This window comes from Thermoanaerobaculia bacterium, assembly GCA_035593605.1.
GTDB lineage: Bacteria > Acidobacteriota > Thermoanaerobaculia > UBA2201 > DAOSWS01 > DAOSWS01.
The window spans coordinates 25930-43403 of sequence record DAOSWS010000004.1 but is presented as its reverse complement, the minus strand read 5'-3'; the positions used below and the strand labels follow the sequence as shown (position 1 = coordinate 43403).

The following is a 17474-nucleotide window of genomic DNA, read 5'->3' as shown; positions in this document are numbered from 1 at the left end:
TCCTTACCGGCTGCAGTAACTGTCCGCACTGCGTTCCAGGGGGGTCGAGTCGAACCCCAGGCTCCCTTCCGTTCCGGCTCCTGCATCGGCGGTGATCAGAAAGAAGAGTGTCTCAGTACTGCCCGTCAGGCCTTCCTCAAGATCGTATCCATCATAGCGCAGCATACCGTTCTGGTCAGGCTTCCATCCCCTGAAGAGACAGTCCGTTCGGCCGACGGTTGGGTCTGAAACCTGGAAGGAAGAGGTCGACGGAAGGGTGGAGATGTAAATCTGGTAATAACCGACTCCCACGGCCTCAAAAAGAAGATCGACCAGGGATCCGTTTTTCGTGACCTTGAGGTAATGAAGCGCGTCATCGGATACTTCCGGGACTCCGGTTCCGCAGAGGGAGCCGCCGACATCACATCCACCCGGGGTGATTTCGTTCACGGTCATGTTCGCCCAGTCCAGGGAAGCGAAATCTGCCGGATCGGAACATCCCGGCATCTCCTCCAGAACCATGGTATAGGTGCCCGGACCGTGGGATCGATAAAAGGAGGTTACGACAGCCTGGCCCGGATCGGCCGTGTTGAAGGCCTTCACCGTGGTTTCACTCTCTCCGTCGGGGGCTCTCAGCCTTACGGCAACGCAGGCCGTGATATTTGTTGAGCCGGACAACATCCAGAACACTTCCGCTTTATTCAGATCGTCGATTCCGATGGTGAACGATGTGTCCAGGGCGGAGGATGCGATATCATTCTGAGCCGGGAAAGGGGTGCTCATCATGGCCTGCTCCATGCTTCCCGGATCCGGGCTTCCCACGAAGCTGGAAACAAAGTCAACCTCGTCCGGGTAGGTGTAGCTCCCGCTGTCGGAGGAAAGGTTAATCATGTCCAGCTTCAGATTGTCCCCGCAGGAATGGGATTTGTACCAGTAGGTCGGATCGGGGATAAACTCGAACAGGTATGAGGCCGTTTCACCGGGTGCCAGGGTCCCGTAGGTTCCCGGATTGTTGCAGACCGTCAGGCCTTCCCCGCTCAGGGAGGCGAGAATATCGGTGGCCGGGGAGCCGCCGTTGTTTCGGAGCGTCACAACGATCTGCCACTTTTCCCCGGCTTCCATCATGCCGTCTCCATCGTCCTCAATCCAGGTGTACCCGGAGTAAAAATCATAGTCGATATCGGGAGGTATGCAGGCTGAGATGGTCACCATGTGGGAGGGGGAAGTCATCTCGCATCCGATCCCATCCGTGTACATGACGAAATAATCCCCCGATTCCGTCACCAGGAGGGTCTGTGCATTGGCCCCGGTAATGGCAAAGGTATCTTTGTACCACTGGTAATTCGTCATACCTGCCTCGGTGGAAAGCTGAACCGTCTCTGCGGGGCATGTATTTTCCGATGGACCGCTGACGGTGGGTTCGGCAGGGGTGAGGGCTGTCGCAGAAATACATTCTGTCCCGGTACTTCCGCCGCAGGAATTTTCCGCAGAGATGCTGTAGTAGACGGTTTCTCCCGCCCCCACAATCGTATCTTCGTAGGGACTGGCCACATCCGGGATCATCTGGGTCAGCTCCATGCAGGACGTGCCCCGGTAGAGGGTATAGGAGCTGGCACGGGGAGCAGGATCCCATGTGACGGTGATTCCGGCACAAGCTCCCTCCGCAGCCGGGTTGGTGGGTGTGGGGGGAGGCTGGTATGTTTCTCCGCTGACGCAGAGGGACGGCCCGGAGGTTCCGCAATCATTGGATGCGTGGATCAGGTAATAATAGGTATGTCCATCGGTCACTCCGAAGTCTGTGTAGGTGTTCGAGGACGAGGCATCAATCTGAACCAGGTCGGTTATGCAGTCACTGTTTTCCGTCCGATAGACCGGGTAGGATGTGGCGCCCGGGACAGCGTCCCAGGTAAGCTCGATTCCCATGCAGACTCCGGCGGCCATCAATCCGGCCGGTGTTGCAGGAACGCCGGTCCGCACGGTACTGCACGAGCCCTGCTCCGACGTACCGCAGAGATTTTTGGCGATCAGGTAGTAGCTGTACTCCGTGTCGGGGGAAAGACCCGAATCGTTGTAAGAAGTTCCCATGACTTCATAGAGAAAGATTCCCGGACCGCACGACCCATCCGTTCGATAGACCTGGTAGGTGACGGCACCGGGGATGGAATCCCAGCTCACCGTCAGGCTGGTGCAGTCCACGACGGGATAGTAGGGCGCCCCGGGAGCCGGCGGACCCACGTCAGCGGTGTCACTGTCGCAGGCGGAGAATCCCGATTCCCCGCAGGCATTGGAGGCTTTGACTTTGTAATAGTAGGTCAGCCCGTACGTTACCGTGCTGTCGTTGAAGTCAATGGAATCACTGGAACCGATCCATGTCAGGCCGGTGGAGCAGTTTGAATTCTCGGTCCGGTAGATTTCGTACGTGTCGGCCCCGGGTACGGTGGTCCACTGGACCATGATCCCTCCGCAGGTTCCATATGCCTGGACGTCCGCCGGAATCCCGGGAATTTCCAGAAGTTGGGCGGAGACACAGTTTGAATAGCCGGTCGAAGGGCCACACGCGTTCATGGCTTCAACTTTGTAATAATAGGTGACTCCCGGATTAGCCGTGGAATCGTTGAAGGTCGCCTCCGTCGGGCTTCCCACGACGCCAGCCCCCGAACTGCAATCGGGATTGACCGATCGGAATACCCGGTAGGATACAGCACCGGGTGTCGGATCCCAGCTCAGTGAAATCGCACTGCACCCGGGGGTAGCCAGGAGATTGGTCGGTGCCGGGAGGTGGGTAAGGGTGGTAACAGAGGCGCAGGGTCCCTGGGCGGATTGCCCGCAGCTGTTTTTAGCCACGATGGCGTAGGAATACTGGGTCCCGGCCGTAAGCATGGTGTCATCAAAGTAGGCGTTGGTCAGGTTGGTCCTGTAGATGCTCAGGGAGCCGCAGGGTCCGATGGCCCGGTAGACATCATAATGGGTCGCTCCGTTCACCGGATTCCACGATACCGTGAGCGTCACGCACCCGATATTGGAAAAGGACGGGAGACCGGGGGATGTCGGAATAGATGTCAGGGAACCGGTGACGCACTCGTTTCCCTGGCGGGCGGAGCAGTCGTTGGATACCCACAGGTTGTAATAGTAGGTTGTACCCTGCACAGCCGTGTCGTCATCGAAGGTCGTATCCGACGTGGAACCAAGCACCGTGGAGGCGCTGCAATCCGGGGACTCGCTCCTCTCGATATCGTACGAATCTGCGTCTTCTGCCGGGTCCCAGTTCAGCCGGACGAAACTGCAGGTCGAAAGTGTGGAAAGTCCCGTGACGTTGCCTACCATGGGGACTTCCTGCCCTGCGATACAGGCGGAAAAGGCTGAATCTCCGCAGTCGTTTCTCGCCTTGACACGGAAATAGTACGTGACCCCACTGTCAGTGTTAACCGCATCGGCATTGGTGCCGGAAGTTGTCCGCACCACGGAAGCACCGGTGATGCAGTCCGGAGAAGTGGTCTGATAGAGGTCGTATTCCTCGGCGTCCGGTACGCTATTCCAGGAGATGGATATGCCGCCGCACCGGGGTGTCAGGACGAGGCCGGTCGGCGCATCAGGGTGGTCGGGCATGGTGATGGATGCACACAGCCCATTGGAAGAGTACCCGCAGGAATTCTTTGCGACCACGTAGTAGCTGTAGAGGGTTCCTTCCGTCAGTGTCGTGTCAAAATAGTTCAGGCTCGTGAGGTTTTCCGCGATGAGGCCCCCGGAGGCAGAACAGTCTCCCTGGCGTCGACGGAGGTCGTAGGTGTCAGCGCCGGGAACGGCCTCCCAGGAGATTCTGGCCGCAATACAGTAGATGTCGGAGAAGGAAGGCTCCCCCGGCTGATCGGGTGCCTGGTTGGTGGTGGTCACGGAGGAACAATCCCCGGAAGGGGAGACTCCACAGGAATTTACCGCCACAATATAGTAGCCGTATGTCTGGTCACAGGCCAGACCGGAATCGGTATAAACGGTGTCCGTGATTCCCGACGCCGCCAGGCCTCCACCGGTCCCGCAGCCGCCCCCCCGTCGGTAGACGCGGTAGGAATCCGCGGTCGATACCGCATCCCAGTGAATGGTTACCGAGGTGTTCCCGATATCTGTGAACCAGACGCTCCCCGGTTTGGGAGGTACGCCCGCTGTCGCGGCTGTTGCGCAGGGGCCGGGATTCACCGTGGCACAGCTGTTCTTTGCGACGACATAATAGCCATAGGTGGTCTCGCAGGCCAGGTTCGAATCATTGTAGGATGGGGTAGAAAGGTCGGAGGCAATGAGGCTTCCTGTTCCACAGGATCCGGTTTTCCGGTAGAGATCATAGGATGTTGCCCGGTCCGCTGGAGCCCATGACACGGTCAGCGTATCATCGGTAATATTCGAAAAGAAAGGAATACCTGCACTTTCCGGACGTGCCGTCACCGTTTCGCAGGGACCGGCCTGAATCCCGCAGTCATTTTTCGCGATGATGTAAAAGCCGTAGGTCTGCCAGCCCGCCAGGCCAGTCTGGTCGTGAAAGGTGTCGGTGAGATCCACACCGATGCGGACACCGGCACCGCATCCTCCGGTGTTCTGGTAGAGATCGTACGTGGTGGCCCCGCCCACCGGGTCCCAGTTGATCCGCACGCTGTCACAGGTGAGGTTTGTAAACCATGGAGCGGTCGAAGGGATGTCCGGCAGGCCTGTGATGGTGACCGTTCCACAGGCCCCCTGCCGGGAATAGGGACAGCTGTTTTTTGAGACGACGGTATAGCCGTAGGTTTGTCCCAGAGAGAGTCCTGAATCTTCGTAGGTCAGCGTGTCAGAGGGGAGATCCGAAGCAAGAAGGGTTCCCGGGCTGCCGCACCCTCCCGTGTTTCGATAGAGATCGTAGGTTTCGGCACCCTGGCAGGACTTCCAGTGCACCGTTACTGTTCCGCAGCCGACATCGGTAAAGGTTGGAACTTCTGGAGTCTCAAGGGTGGCGTTGAAGGTACATTTCGCTGTCTGAGACTCGCCGCATCCATTCTGCGGCAGGACAACGTAATAATAGACATTCCCGGACGATACGGCCGTGTCGCGGTAGGTTGTTCCCGTTACGGTATCCAGTTCGGTAAGATCGGTCGTACAGTTTTCATTCTGGGTCCGGTAGACGGTGTACGAAGTGGCATTCAGGGAAGGGTTCCAGAGAAGATCAATATAACTGCAGGAGCGTTCTGATTGCAATCCGGAAATATCCGCCGCCTCGCTGGTTGTACCGGCGGCGGAATTGGAGTCCGGAGATTCTGAGTACCCGTTGCTGTCGCACGCTCCGCGGACTTTATATGTGTATTCCCTTCCCGGAAGAGGACTCGAGTCGATGAACGTGGTTGCGGTAATCGGTCCTGCGATCAGTGTGAAGGGGCCCGATCCCCCCTCCTCCGAGCGGTAGATGTTGTAGCTGTTGGTCGTCCCCGATCCAGGACTCCATGACAGAGTCATCGTGTCGCACTCCGGCACCAGGGTCTGGAGAGTTGGAGCCCCCGGCGGAGTACAGCAGTCGACGCGGCACGATCCGGTTTCCGCCTTTGAGGAATTGCAGGGGCCGTTCGTGGACTCGTAGGATACAACGGAATAGAGGTAGTCCTGGCCGCAGAGGAAGTTCGTATCCTGCCACGTGGTTACGGATCCCAGGTCTCCGGATACGAATGTCCAGCTGTGTTCATCCGGTTTCTGTCGATAGACCCTGTAGCCGTCTCCATTTCCCCCGGACCAGGAAACCTGGATGACCCCGCCTGCATTCGTGCATGACGCCGTGGCGGGGGGAGAAGGGATTTGACATGCGGAACAGGGGAGGGCCGATTGACTTTGAACCGTGCTCAGTTCTCCCCGGCATGTCGGGTTTGAGCCTGCGGCCTGAACTCTGTAGTAATAGGGGTATCCGGGTGCGACATCCGTATCCGTATAGGTGGTGACTCCCGAGGTTACCGTCGTCAAAACGGCAAACTCGCGATCTGCTCCCAGCTCATTTCGAAGGATGCGATATTCGGCGGCCCCCGAAACGGACGTCCAGGATAGCGTGATCGAACAGGCACCGGATGTGAGAGGGCTCAGGTTTGGCGCTGAAAGGGAGGGGCATACGGTATGGCTGGTATTCTCGTCAGGGCATCCCGGGGAGGGAGAACAGGCGATTCCATGGTTGTTAAAGGCTTCGTAGATGGCGGCGCCGTTCGGGGTTCCATCACAGAGGTTTCCGTTGTCATCGTCCACGACGCGAAACGTACGGTACCAGTTTCCCGAAGCACAGCCGTCGGAATCCCAGTCTGCACAGAGCGTGGCCCGCGTGCATTGATACATGTAGATCGAGATGGGCCGGGAGAGGTGGAAAAGCTCTGTGAAGGTATCCCAGGCGGTTGCGGGTGACATGCCTGACGTGGAGGTCAGGGTCCGCGCGGCCAGGTCGTACATCGTCTCCGTCATGCGCCAGCTCGTACAGTGTCCCTCTTTTCCACATGGGTCCCGGTAGTCGTGATCCCCGCAATCGTTACAGATATCCTCCACCGTGTAGTCCCGCTCATCCGTGTAGTCCCACCAGTGTAGGTAGGACACCGAACGGGTGTCCGCGACAACCTCCGCCGTACCCATATCCCAGCCGATGGCAATCCCGTCGTTATCATCCAGGCCGTGGCCGGTTTCATGGGAAATGGTTGTGGCACGGTAGGCGCCGCTGCTGCCGTTGGCGGCCTCCGTATAGTACCGGATCAGGGTCCCGTTCCAGTTTGAGGCGCCTGCCTCGTCGATATTCACTCGGACCTCGACGGGACTGCTGAGCCAGGTGTTGGAGGGAAGACGCTGAAGGGAATTCCACTTCACCTGCGTGGTGTGGTAGAAGGCATTCAGTGCGGCCTCTGTGGCATTTCCATTTGCGGTCGCACAATCGGGGCTCGTGGTTCCACCCCAGTCCAGATTTCCTGAAGCACTCGATAATTCGGCGTCAAAACAGTCATCGTTGATCCAGGCAAGGGTGGATCCGGCGGGATGAGTCGATTGGTTCAATGTGCTGGATGCGGTTCCTCCGGTGTAAGGATAGAGGCCTGAATAGGATGTGGATGTACCGTGGGAATCCACATGAGAAAAGCTGAAAGGTCTATCGGTAAGCGGACTGCTCTTGTCCCATGGATAGATCTGACCGTGGACCGGCTGATAGGAGTCGTAAAGCGATGCGTCCTGGAGGAGGACCAGTTCTCCCGTGTGTGCGTCCACCCTGGATTTCCAGCGGTCCCGGTCTTCTTCAAGGTTGAAATTCATCTCCCACACCAGCCTGTGGCCGATCCGAAATCCATCCGGACGGTCCGGTCCATGGTAGACGGGAATGATCTTCAGTTCTGCTGTGGCCGCCGAACGGATGGTTTTCAAATGTCTGCCCAGATGCGCCATAACAGCGCGCTGTGCGTCATCCCGGGAAAGGGTGGGGTACACCGCGATTGTCGGAGGCGCGTATTCCCCGACAATCCCCATATCCACCAGGTTTCCATGGTTGATGCGTGCCTGAAGGATGGCACCCTCCACGGGAATTCCCTCATGAGTGATCTGATAGTTCATGAAGCAGAGATAATGCCGGGATCCGTAAAACCCGGATCCCTCCATCAGGACCAGGTCCCGGTCTTCCAGTTCGAAAAGATCGTGATGCTGCTGAAAAAACGTCCTCAGGATCCGGTCGACATCCTGGATGGACGGCTGGCTGGAAACCGTCTCGATAGATGGTTCTTCCCGCAGTGTGTTTCCATGTCCCGGAATCAAGGGAATGCCCCGGCCCCCGATGTATGCGGGCTTGCCCGTATTGACACTGATGGAAAAGCTCCATCCGTGACCATGCTGTTCGACAAAGTGCCGGTAGGCTGCAGCATTGGAAATGAAATATTGAGCCGTCTCAAGAGGAACACTTTTTGTGGGGATATAGCAAGAATCACATGAAATCCCCCATGGAGCGATCCCTCCGCGATGATCTCCGGGAACTACCCCAAGGAGAACGGAAGTACAGAGGAAAAGGCTGGCCAGTGCAATACTTCCCCGAATACCCATCACTGCCTCCGATGAAAAAACGAAATTTCTGGACCCGGATGAAATATGCAGGCCCCTGAGGGCACTACCTCCTTAGATGTAACCGCATCCTAGCATAGAATTGGAGGAAAATGTGATATCAGTTTTCAATGATCCGGAGTGAATCGTATTGGTTTAATTGGCAATACTGTAATCCGTGCACTCAGTAATAAACGCTGTTCGGTCCTGGTTTCTGTGGGAAAAAATATATAATTATATGTCTATATATTGTGTGGTACATGATTCCATGGTACCCTTCCCGATGCACAGGACAGGTTATGAGAATTTTGATTGCTGACGATACAAGGCTGTTTCGTGAACAGCTCTCCCGGGATATGGAAGATCTGGGGTATGAGGTCCACCTTGCAGCTACAGGTGCGGAGGCCATCAAGGTTTTTGCCGAGGTTCATCCTGAGATTGTCGTTCTGGACTGTCTTATTCCGATCCTTTCAGGATTCCTGGCCTGTCAGCAGATCCGTTTGCTTCCAAAGAACTACTATCCCGTCATCATCCTGATCAGCGGGGTATACAAGACGTCCAAATATGTTGCCGAAGCCAAGAAACACGGTGCCGATCTATTTTTAAACAAACCGCTCACCGGGGAGCAGATTCATGCCGCGGCACAAAAGATTCTGGAGGACGTCCGTTCGGATGGAGCCCCCGGTCCCGCCGATCCTCATGAAGATACTGAACAGGATCTGAAAGCTCCCACAGTGGTTTCCATGAAGGAGTTTAAGACCTTCCTTGCCTGGATCATCAAAACGCAGAAGCGGAAAAGAACAAAGAATTTCATCCTCGCCCTCCGATCCGCCGATTCTCAGATGGAGACGTTCCAGGATGACGTCATCACCTTTTTCCGTGCCTCGGACATTATCGGACGGGACAAGAAGGGCAAGAAGCTGCTGCTCCTGGTTCTCGATGCAAATGAGCGGGGTATGGCTTCCCTTATTAAACGGCTCTACTTTACCCTGCCGGATGAGCTCTCGGAGTGTCTTGAGTACGCCTGTCGGGACATTGCATCCGAGCTGGCCGGAGATCTGCCCTCCTTCCCGTCCGAGCAGGAATGGACGCCTCTTTCCAGAGCCCGATCATAATTCTTCAGAACGGCAGATCGTATTCTGAACCCGCTACTCGTCTCCCAGTTTTCGAAAGGGCATTCCATAGACCTGCTGTGCGTCAAAGACCGCGATAAAGGAAGTTGGATCGATGTCCCGGATATAGTCATTCAGGAAGGCCAGGCCTCTCCGGTTGACCACGGTGAAGATGATCCGCTTGTCATCGTCGTTGTACATGCCCTTCCCCAGCAGATACGATCCCCCGGCTTTCATGGAATAGACCAGTTTGTCCTTGATTTCTTCATAGTTGTCGGAAATGATAATGACACCCTTGAAATAAGATGTCCCTTCGAGGATGGTATCAATGACACGGCCTGAGACATAGGTGGCAATGATGGAGTACACACCCAGCTCAAGGCTGTCGAAGACAAACGTTCCAACGCCGATAACCACAATGTTGGCTCCGATCAGGAACTGACCGATGGAAATTTTATAGCGCTTGTTAAGAATCTGGGCCAGGATATCTGCACCACCGGTGGTGGCCTTCGCTCGAAAGATCGAGGCAAGTCCCGTGCCGGCAAGGATGGCTCCCAGAATGGATGCAATGAGGATGTTGTCGGTGATGGTAATCCCGTTTGTAAGGTAGAGGAAGAGATCGGTAAAGAGCGAAGTGAGGAAGATCCCCACAAGTGTTTTGGCGCCAAATTTTTTGCCCAGCTCCCGTATTCCCCAGAGAAAGAGCGGCAGGTTGAGTAAAAAGATCATGACGCCGACCGGTGTGGAAAGGGTGTGATGGAGGATGACGGAGATCCCGACAATACCGCCGGGGATAATTTTGTGAGGCACGTAAAAGAATGCGTATCCGGCTGAAGCAATGAGAGCTCCCCGCAGAATGTAGAGGTAACTGACAAGCCAGGCCCTCGTGAGGGGTTTTTCACTAAATAGCGTCATTGTATGCTCCCTTCAGATAATCTGGGTGCAGCTGGCAAATTTCCGACCGTTCAGCTCCGGGCGAGACAGAAGGGTGCCGGCTGTGCAGGAGAAACTTCTATTTGCTCCCATACCTTTCCCAGGATATAGGGCTCACGGGCGAGCCAGTCATCCAGTTCCTTCCGGGATGGAAAGTCACAGACGATCATCGATCCGATCATCGTGCCCGCGTCATTCAGAATACCGGCCGCAAAGAGAAACGTTCCTTTTTCATACATCGATTCTGCCAGCTCAAGGTGACCGGCCCGTGCGGCCATTCTGCGGGAAAGGGCCTCCCCGTCCGTTCCATCATACCCTGTTACGATAAAGTACATGACCGCCTCCTTATGCGTACCCTGCCTGTTGATGCCTGAGGTTCAGGGTCGGTGCGCGGAAAGAAATTGACCACAATTGGAACCTATGGCATTCTCCCGAAGATCCCCAATGCTTTCGATGACGGTGAATCCTGAATCGCGAAGGGCTTGAACGGTTTGTCGAACTTTTGCAGGCGGGTCCGGATAAGCGGAACGATGCCGATTCTGCCTTCCCCGTGTCGTTGGATTGATCGGTGTAATCTTCACGAGGAACTTCGCGGGAGAAAAGGTGGAGCGGACTACATCCGGTTCAAAGGGAACGTCCCGGCAGAGGGCAAAATTCAGTGTGATCTTTCGATCTCCCTTTTGAAACCAGGTCTCTCCAAAATCACGGATCATTTTCAAGTCCCAGATTTTCGCATGGATAAGGTTCTTTCGGAAGGAATCGTCCGTGGAGTGAAGGGAGAACTGAAGCTGAAAGGCTCCGTTTGGATAACGACGGTTTTTAATCGCAGTCAGCCTGTGAAAAAATTCTTCCTTACCTTTCGGAGCCACGGTGGAGAGACAGGGAATGAGTCCGGGTGCGGAAATTGTGTCGGGAAGAGTCTCCAGAACATCCAGCACGGCAGGATTTAAGGAGGGCTCACCCACGCGGGCAAACTGGACCTTGAACTTCCGGATGGGCACACGGCGATCCGGATACCGGGATTCGATGAGGTGCAGGATCTGCTGAAGGATTTCTTCTCTGGACAGGATTCCCCTGTAAGCACCCCCCGCATCGCAAAAGGAACAGGAATAGGGGCATCCGTCGAGAGAAGAGACGATGATCACCCACTTATCCTCCGGTGAAACCCCGGGATCCCAGGATTCGACAAACTCGAGGTCTTTCCCCGAATCGGTACGGCCGACAAAGACACGGGCTACCCCGTCCTGGCCCGAACAGGCTCTTATTTCCATTGAGATTTTACCTCCATGGCCACGTGGAGGCCGTCCCCCGCGGCGATGGCCGTTTGCCTCCGGTACCCGTTGACGGCATCCCCGGCAAAATAGATTCGACCGTCAATCGTTCCACCACGGTTGGGAATCTCGATTCCGGAATCCAGAAAATCGAGACGGGGAACTCTGCCCAGGGCCAGAAGAAGAGCATCGGCGTGCAGGTTTCCTTCGGACCCTGTGAGCCTGATCCCCTGATCGTGGCGCTGGATCGCTTCCAGCTGGAAGCATGGCCGGAATGTGACGCCCCTTTGCCTGGCACGATCGACCAGGAGATCCAGGCCCCTGGGATGCGAGCCTCGGAACAGGACGTGGACTTCTGCCTGTGCAGAGAGGCCCTCCGCCCAGTCCAGCCCCACATCTCCCGCCCCGTATATGGCAATCCTGCGAAATCCCCGGGACCGGATGGTGCGAAAGCTCGTAAATATTTTCTCTTCGCTTCCTGCCTCGGTCGCGATACCTTCCAGCCTGCGGGGGCGGCTTCCCGTCGCCACGACAGCCGCAGGATAGTCGAGACTTCGTCCGCCTGCTTCGAGGCAGACCCCGTCCTTTGTGCGGCGCAGTCCCTCCACCTGTTCCGGGACGGGAAGGATGTTCCAGGGCGTGAGAGCTCTTCCGATCCGGTCCGCCAGTTCCTGTCCCGAAATCCCCTCGGGAAAACCGGGATAATTTTCCACCCGCCACGCTTCACGGAGAGTTCCCCCGGGGGGAGCTGGATCATAAAGATCCACCGGGATCCCGGCACGCACAAGCTGGACTGCGCAGGCGATGCCGGCCGGTCCCGCGCCGACGACGGCGACCCGGGCTTCAGAGAGCCTGGATGACATGGCTGACTCGCAGAAGCGTGGCAAAACCGTGCCGCAGGTTTGTCAGGCTGGATAGATGAAACGAGCGATCGGCGGTAGCTGTGCCGTCCACGAGGAAGAAAACGGGGAATGCGCGCATGAATGCGGATCGGGCCGTGGTTTCACAACAGAGGTGGGTCATTACTCCCCCGATAACGACTTGCCGAACGTCAAGAATTCGTAGGTGAGTTTCCAGATCGGTTTCCCGGAACGCATCGTAGTGTTCCTTTTTGATGATCTTCGAATCCTGAAGAAAGGGAGTCAGTCTTTCATCGAGGCTGCTCCATGGAGAATCTTCCTCAATTCGTCCCTGCCACCACGAGAGGAGGAGATTCCCTGAATCCGGTCGGTCGACATGGCGCGTGAAGATCACGGGCCGTTTTTTCTCCATGAAGGTCTTGAGTAACGGAAGGAGCCGATCCATGGCGGCCCCGCTGGCCGGAAGATAGGCCGGAGCCTCGGAGTCGGTGAAGTAACGTTGAAGATCGATAAGGATCAGGGCGGATTGATCGGGAGAGAATGGTATCTTCTCACTCTGGTGGAAGGAACACCACGAATCAATTTCATTTTCCGTAAGATGAAAGGGTTGCTCCGCCATGCGGCTAGACTACATGGAGCCCCGGAAGGTGTCAAGGTAATCGTTTATTTGGAATGCATCAGTCCCGGACCAGCTCCATGGCTTCGAATTCCGGTTGAATGTAGTCACGAAGGAACGTCAGCATAGACCGATTCTGATGGAGGAAAGCCTGCAGAAAGAAGGGTTCGTTCCCGTCACGGGAAGTGATTTCCCGGCACCGTATACCGTTGCGGCTGAAGACCCAGAGGCTGCTCTTCCATCCCTCGTCCATCTTCGAGATGGAGGGGGAGTATTCGATGCATAGAACCCAGTACTTCCCGGTTGGATCGAGTTCCGATTGGCGAAGGATGGGATGGAAGTCTGAGGTCTTCCACGAAAACGATCCCCGTTTCGTTCGGTCCAGGTACTCGGTAAAGGTGAAGGTCGTCACACCGTTGGAGAGGTCGGTTTCCCAGTCGGCTGCAAAGTAAACCGGCTTTCCCTGCTCCCATCCTGCCCGTGCGAAGTACCGTTCCTTTGGATTCATGAGGGTGGTCTGTTCTCCTGATCTGACGTCGATGGCCATCACCGTTCCGGCCAGGTTGTCCGAATCGAGCCGCTGTCCACCCCCTTCCTCGTAAAGGATGGCAGGACGGGTAACCAGGATCCGACCCGCGTCCCACCAGCCCTTCACCGGAAGGTTGTCAAACTGGTTGCAGGTGTAATAGGAATGATCTTCCAGATCGATCACGACAAAACCGTTTCCGGTACCGGTGACACGACCCGGGTCAAAGGTGTAGTGACCGTGAACCAGGAGGAATTCACCTTCCGGATCGAGCTGGGCCCAGTCGATACGATCGAAGGTGACCTTGTCTTCCCCCGTGGCGGAATCCATACCGGGAGAACCCCACAGCCTTCTGAGGTGGGAAAGGTTGAAGGAATCCTCTTCCACCGAACCCAGCTCCCGGTAGACTTCCACCGTATGCTCTCTGCCGAGGTAAAGTCTGCCGGGGTCCACGGTAATGGACTGAACGTCCCCGGGGATGGGGAGGGCGGCCACCTGTGCGCGAACCGGCAGTTTTCGATAGAAAGACATTCCGATCTTGAACCCGATGAACGCAATAAGCGCGACGCCGGTCACGATGGCGAGAAGCCGCAGGGGGTTTTGTGCTTTCGGTTTCTTTCTCACGGGTGGTGATTGAATGACCGTGGACGCGCGGGCAGCGGCGGGACGGTTTGGCGTCGGTCGGCTCACGACATGGCCGGTGACGGGAGAAGACGTAGCTGTAGGGCGCTGGGTTTGTGAGGAGGCAGACGGAGGGATTGGAGAGTGAGAAACAGGTTTCTGCGAAGGCATTGGAGCAGGGACGGGTTGATCAGATGTCCCGGGTGCCTCCGCAGGCATGGGGGTTCCGGTCCCCTCAGCGAGCAAGGCAGAGAATGGCTTTAGAACTTCGTATGGAATACCCATGGAGCTCTTCATGCTGTCCAGACCTGGCGAGGGGTAGATGAATACATCGCCTCCCCTGGGGAGGGTCTCCGCCATCCCGGCCCACTTCAGGAGGCGCAGAGCCTCCTCCATGGCCGCCGGGGGAATCGATCCGGGCAGGATGGTTCGAATCTCCTTTGCACGGACCGGCACATCCAGGGCCGCGGCCAAATTAACGGCGATGTTGATGATCTGAGGGTTTACCATGGCCTGCCGGGGAAAGAGGCGTGAAAGGTTTCGGACGATCCGGTAGGGATAGATGAAGAAAATGGCTGTAATCACCTTCACAATGAAGGCCTGGAGAAGCATGACCTGGTGGAGCCGGAAGTCCGCCTCCAGAAGGTCGGCTGTGGCTTCCATCTGGTAGTGCTTTCCCAGGCCGGCCATGATCAGAAAGGCGCCGGCCACGACCCCCAGGTAGGGAAGAGAAGGAAGGTCAAGATCGAGGCTCCAGAGGATGAGGGAAATTCCGGCGGAAAAGACAAGATAAAAGAGGATCGAAGGGATCAGATAGAGCAGGGCCCTGGAACGACTACTCCGCATATTCGAGTCCGCTTTCTGAAGAAGTTCCTTTGCAAGGGATCCGAAATCCTTTTCCGAAGGGAGAGCAAACCCGAAAGTCAGGGGAGTGAACTCAGTAGACACCGTCGATTCCTATCGTGTAGACCCGGTCCGGCTGGCCGGTGTGGGATACCCTGGCGATAAAAAAGTAATCGCTTCTCTCATAGCTGATGATGTTGATGTTGGAGGCAATTTCACCCAGGTCGGGTTCCAGGGATTCCATGGCGCTCCGGAGATCTGACTGGGTGAGTTCCTGAGGCCAGTCATCCATCATGAGTAATGCGGCGTAGGCGATAAGGACCTCTTCTTTGGGGGTGCGAGGGCTTTCCTCCTGGAAAAAGAGGGACGTGGTACCGGAAGCGATCAGCAAAAATAGCAGGATGGCGACGATTGTGGCAGAGAGTTGGTAGAGACGCGGATCCCGGTTCACTGGTTAAATCTCATCCTTCCCTTCAGCAGGGAGAGAGTGTATTGTCCGTTAAGAATGACTATGGCGTTCGTGGGATTGTGACGCATGACCAGGGCACGGGCCTCCGGAACGACCTTGATCAGGGTGAAGACATCCTCTTTGATGTTGAGGGGGTAATCCATGACCATCTCAAAGTCACGAAAAGAAGATATGTTCCGAAATCGCTCCATGCTCTCCTGGTCGTAGATCTCTGTATCCATGAGGTTGACGATGATCTTCAGATTCTGAACCGCCGTACCGGTTGCCGAGGCCTCCCTCTGGCGAGCCATGATCGGATTCCCCCCCTCAAACCATCCATGAATGGCAAGAAGAATGATGGCAATCGGAATGGCGAGCTTGAGTGCATCCATGAGCCAGGTGTTTTTCTCGGCAAGGGCCTGCCAGCGGCCGGAGAGGCTGGACACGATCGTATCCACCAATCCCGCTTTTTCTTCCACTTCGGCCAGGGGTACCGCGATGGGGGAGATGAGAAATCCCTTCTGAAGGCCATCCTCGATGAGGTTCCCCACCCATTCGGCCATCCTCTGGGCATTGTCAGCTACGACGGCCGTGGCGGGAACGGCCGCGTCCACGACCTTCGAGGCATGAATCTTTGCCGTTCCCCGTATGGGGTGCACAGCAATAAAACCCTGATCCAGAGCTACATCGAAGAAGAATGGGGTTTCTTTTTTCAACAGCGCCATCTGTGCCGCCGGAACTCCGCTCTCCGCGAGTTCCCTTCCGGCGATGTTGAGGTCATCCAGGGAAGCTGCCAGAAGATTTTTTTGGGGAAGCTGATAATTCAGGCGTTTAAGGAGATCCAGAATGGTTCGGGTCTGCTCTTCAGTCAGTCTTCCAGCGGAGGCGGCCTTGTAGGCCTGGACGGCCTGAAAGAGCCCGCTTCCTCCCCCTGCACTCATTTCGGATCCTTTGCCCCGCCTCCCCGGGTTGGAAGAAGGTAATAGTCGTACAGGCTGCCTCCGACTTCCAGCTGGAGAGGTCCTTCCAGATCGTTTTTCATTTCATCCGACAAAAGATTAAAGGCATCGCAGGAAATAAGGGTTTCGCCCGGTCCGGCCGTGTCCTCTCCAAGCTTTGACGCGATGTTGATTTCAAGGCCGTAATAATCGCGTTCGCCGGGAAACTGAACCATGGATCCGTGGCCAATCCCCACGCAGATCATAAGATCATCGGGAAGGCTCGCGTGGCATTCTCTCGTGGCTTCAAGAGCGGTATCCGGATGATCGAAGAGGGCATAGATATTGTCGGCAGCCAGTTTGAATACGTCTCCCCCGTGGCGGACGAGGATCGCGCTGACAGTCTCACGCATGATACGTATCTTTTCCATGACGGGAATGGGGCCGGTAAGGCGAGTGGACCTCGTAAAACCCGACATGTCCGATATCCAGATGGTCCGGGTGATTTCCCGGTGTTCGGTCATGGTCCCTCCGCTTCTTGGTGCACTGTCCTTTTGTCCTCATCAGTTTACCATACGCACGAAAAGACTATCCATTCACCCACTCTGCAACGATGGATCAGAGCGGTTTCAAGCCTTTGGCAGACAACCAGCCCTTTTCCAGCTTACATTCGATCTGGATGAAATCAAAACCCGATCCGGAGAGAGAGTCCCGAAATTCTTCCGGGGAAAGGTATCTCATGTTGTAGGTGCGAACCCACCGCAGGTTTCTCTCGTCAAACTCGGATCCCCGGTAGGCCGTGCAGATCAGGGAGATCCAGCCTCCGGGCCGGATCACCCGAAAGATTTCCTGTAATCCTTTTTCCCAATCGGGCCAGAAATAGTGAGTTTCGACGGCGGTTACACCGTGAAAGGTATCCTTTGGAAAAGGGATTGAGGATACGGAACCCTGAAGAATATCGACACGCCCGGCACGGATCTGTTCCCGGTTCAATTTCCGTGCCTCGGAAACGCAGGCCCGGGAGAGATCGAGGCCGATTACGGTTCCCTCGGGTGCTCTTGACGATAATCTGGCAACGGTGGCTCCGCCGCCGCAGCCGACATCCAGCAGGATATCATCCGCTGAGATGGAGAGGTGGGAGAGGCCCCACTCCGTGACCGAAGCGTGGCTGGTATTCATGCTTCGCGCCAGCTTCCGACCGGCCGGTCCCCAGGGGCGGTCAAAGCGCCAGATCCAGCGGGAGGCGAATTCCCTGAGCCGGGAGAAGGCTTTCACTCC

General features: G+C 56.3%; 12 protein-coding genes. 1 reads left to right on the top strand and 11 read right to left on the bottom strand.

What is annotated here, in order from left to right:
- Positions 1 to 3: 3 nt before the first annotated feature.
- The gene (locus tag PLD04_02875; GenBank protein ID HXK67263.1) at positions 4 to 8031 is read right to left on the bottom strand and encodes a hypothetical protein; all 8028 of its coding nucleotides are present in this window, start codon (positions 8029 to 8031) and stop codon (positions 4 to 6) included.
- Between the two features lie 296 nt (positions 8032 to 8327).
- On the opposite strand from PLD04_02875, the gene PLD04_02870 reads away from it, so the two are divergent.
- Positions 8328 to 9143, top strand: coding sequence for a response regulator (locus tag PLD04_02870; GenBank protein HXK67262.1), 816 nt, complete (start codon positions 8328 to 8330; stop codon positions 9141 to 9143).
- Positions 9144 to 9176: 33 nt separating this feature from the next.
- Here PLD04_02870 and PLD04_02865 read toward each other — a convergent pair whose 3' ends face one another.
- The 10 genes from PLD04_02865 to PLD04_02820 form a co-directional block, all read right to left on the bottom strand.
- Positions 9177 to 10055, bottom strand: coding sequence for a YitT family protein (locus PLD04_02865; GenBank protein HXK67261.1), 879 nt, complete (start codon positions 10053 to 10055; stop codon positions 9177 to 9179).
- Between the two features lie 50 nt (positions 10056 to 10105).
- Positions 10106 to 10408 (bottom strand): YciI family protein, encoded by a 303-nt coding sequence (locus PLD04_02860; GenBank protein ID HXK67260.1) that lies wholly within the window; start codon positions 10406 to 10408, stop codon positions 10106 to 10108.
- 42 nt (positions 10409 to 10450) lie between these two features.
- A complete protein-coding gene (locus tag PLD04_02855; protein ID HXK67259.1) occupies positions 10451 to 11344 on the bottom strand; it encodes a radical SAM protein in 894 nt (297 codons plus the stop codon).
- Complete coding sequence (locus PLD04_02850) at positions 11335 to 12207, bottom strand: NAD(P)/FAD-dependent oxidoreductase (protein HXK67258.1); 873 nt, start codon at positions 12205 to 12207, stop codon at positions 11335 to 11337. Before PLD04_02850 ends, PLD04_02855 begins: the two co-directional genes overlap by 10 nt.
- Positions 12188 to 12823 (bottom strand): isochorismatase family protein, encoded by a 636-nt coding sequence (locus PLD04_02845; protein HXK67257.1) that lies wholly within the window; start codon positions 12821 to 12823, stop codon positions 12188 to 12190. The genes PLD04_02850 and PLD04_02845 overlap by 20 nt, the downstream gene beginning before the upstream one ends.
- A 58-nt stretch (positions 12824 to 12881) precedes the next feature.
- Positions 12882 to 14915: a hypothetical protein gene (locus tag PLD04_02840; protein ID HXK67256.1), complete on the bottom strand. Its 2034-nt coding sequence runs from the start codon at positions 14913 to 14915 to the stop codon at positions 12882 to 12884.
- Positions 14905 to 15261 carry a hypothetical protein gene (locus PLD04_02835; protein HXK67255.1) on the bottom strand — a complete coding sequence of 119 codons (357 nt, stop codon included), beginning with the start codon at positions 15259 to 15261 and terminating at the stop codon, positions 14905 to 14907. Before PLD04_02835 ends, PLD04_02840 begins: the two co-directional genes overlap by 11 nt.
- Positions 15258 to 16199 (bottom strand): hypothetical protein, encoded by a 942-nt coding sequence (locus tag PLD04_02830; protein HXK67254.1) that lies wholly within the window; start codon positions 16197 to 16199, stop codon positions 15258 to 15260. Before PLD04_02830 ends, PLD04_02835 begins: the two co-directional genes overlap by 4 nt.
- The gene (locus PLD04_02825) at positions 16196 to 16720 is read right to left on the bottom strand and encodes an adenylate/guanylate cyclase domain-containing protein (GenBank protein HXK67253.1); all 525 of its coding nucleotides are present in this window, start codon (positions 16718 to 16720) and stop codon (positions 16196 to 16198) included. Before PLD04_02825 ends, PLD04_02830 begins: the two co-directional genes overlap by 4 nt.
- 94 nt (positions 16721 to 16814) lie before the next feature.
- Complete coding sequence (locus PLD04_02820) at positions 16815 to 17471, bottom strand: class I SAM-dependent methyltransferase (protein ID HXK67252.1); 657 nt, start codon at positions 17469 to 17471, stop codon at positions 16815 to 16817.
- Positions 17472 to 17474 lie beyond the last annotated feature (3 nt).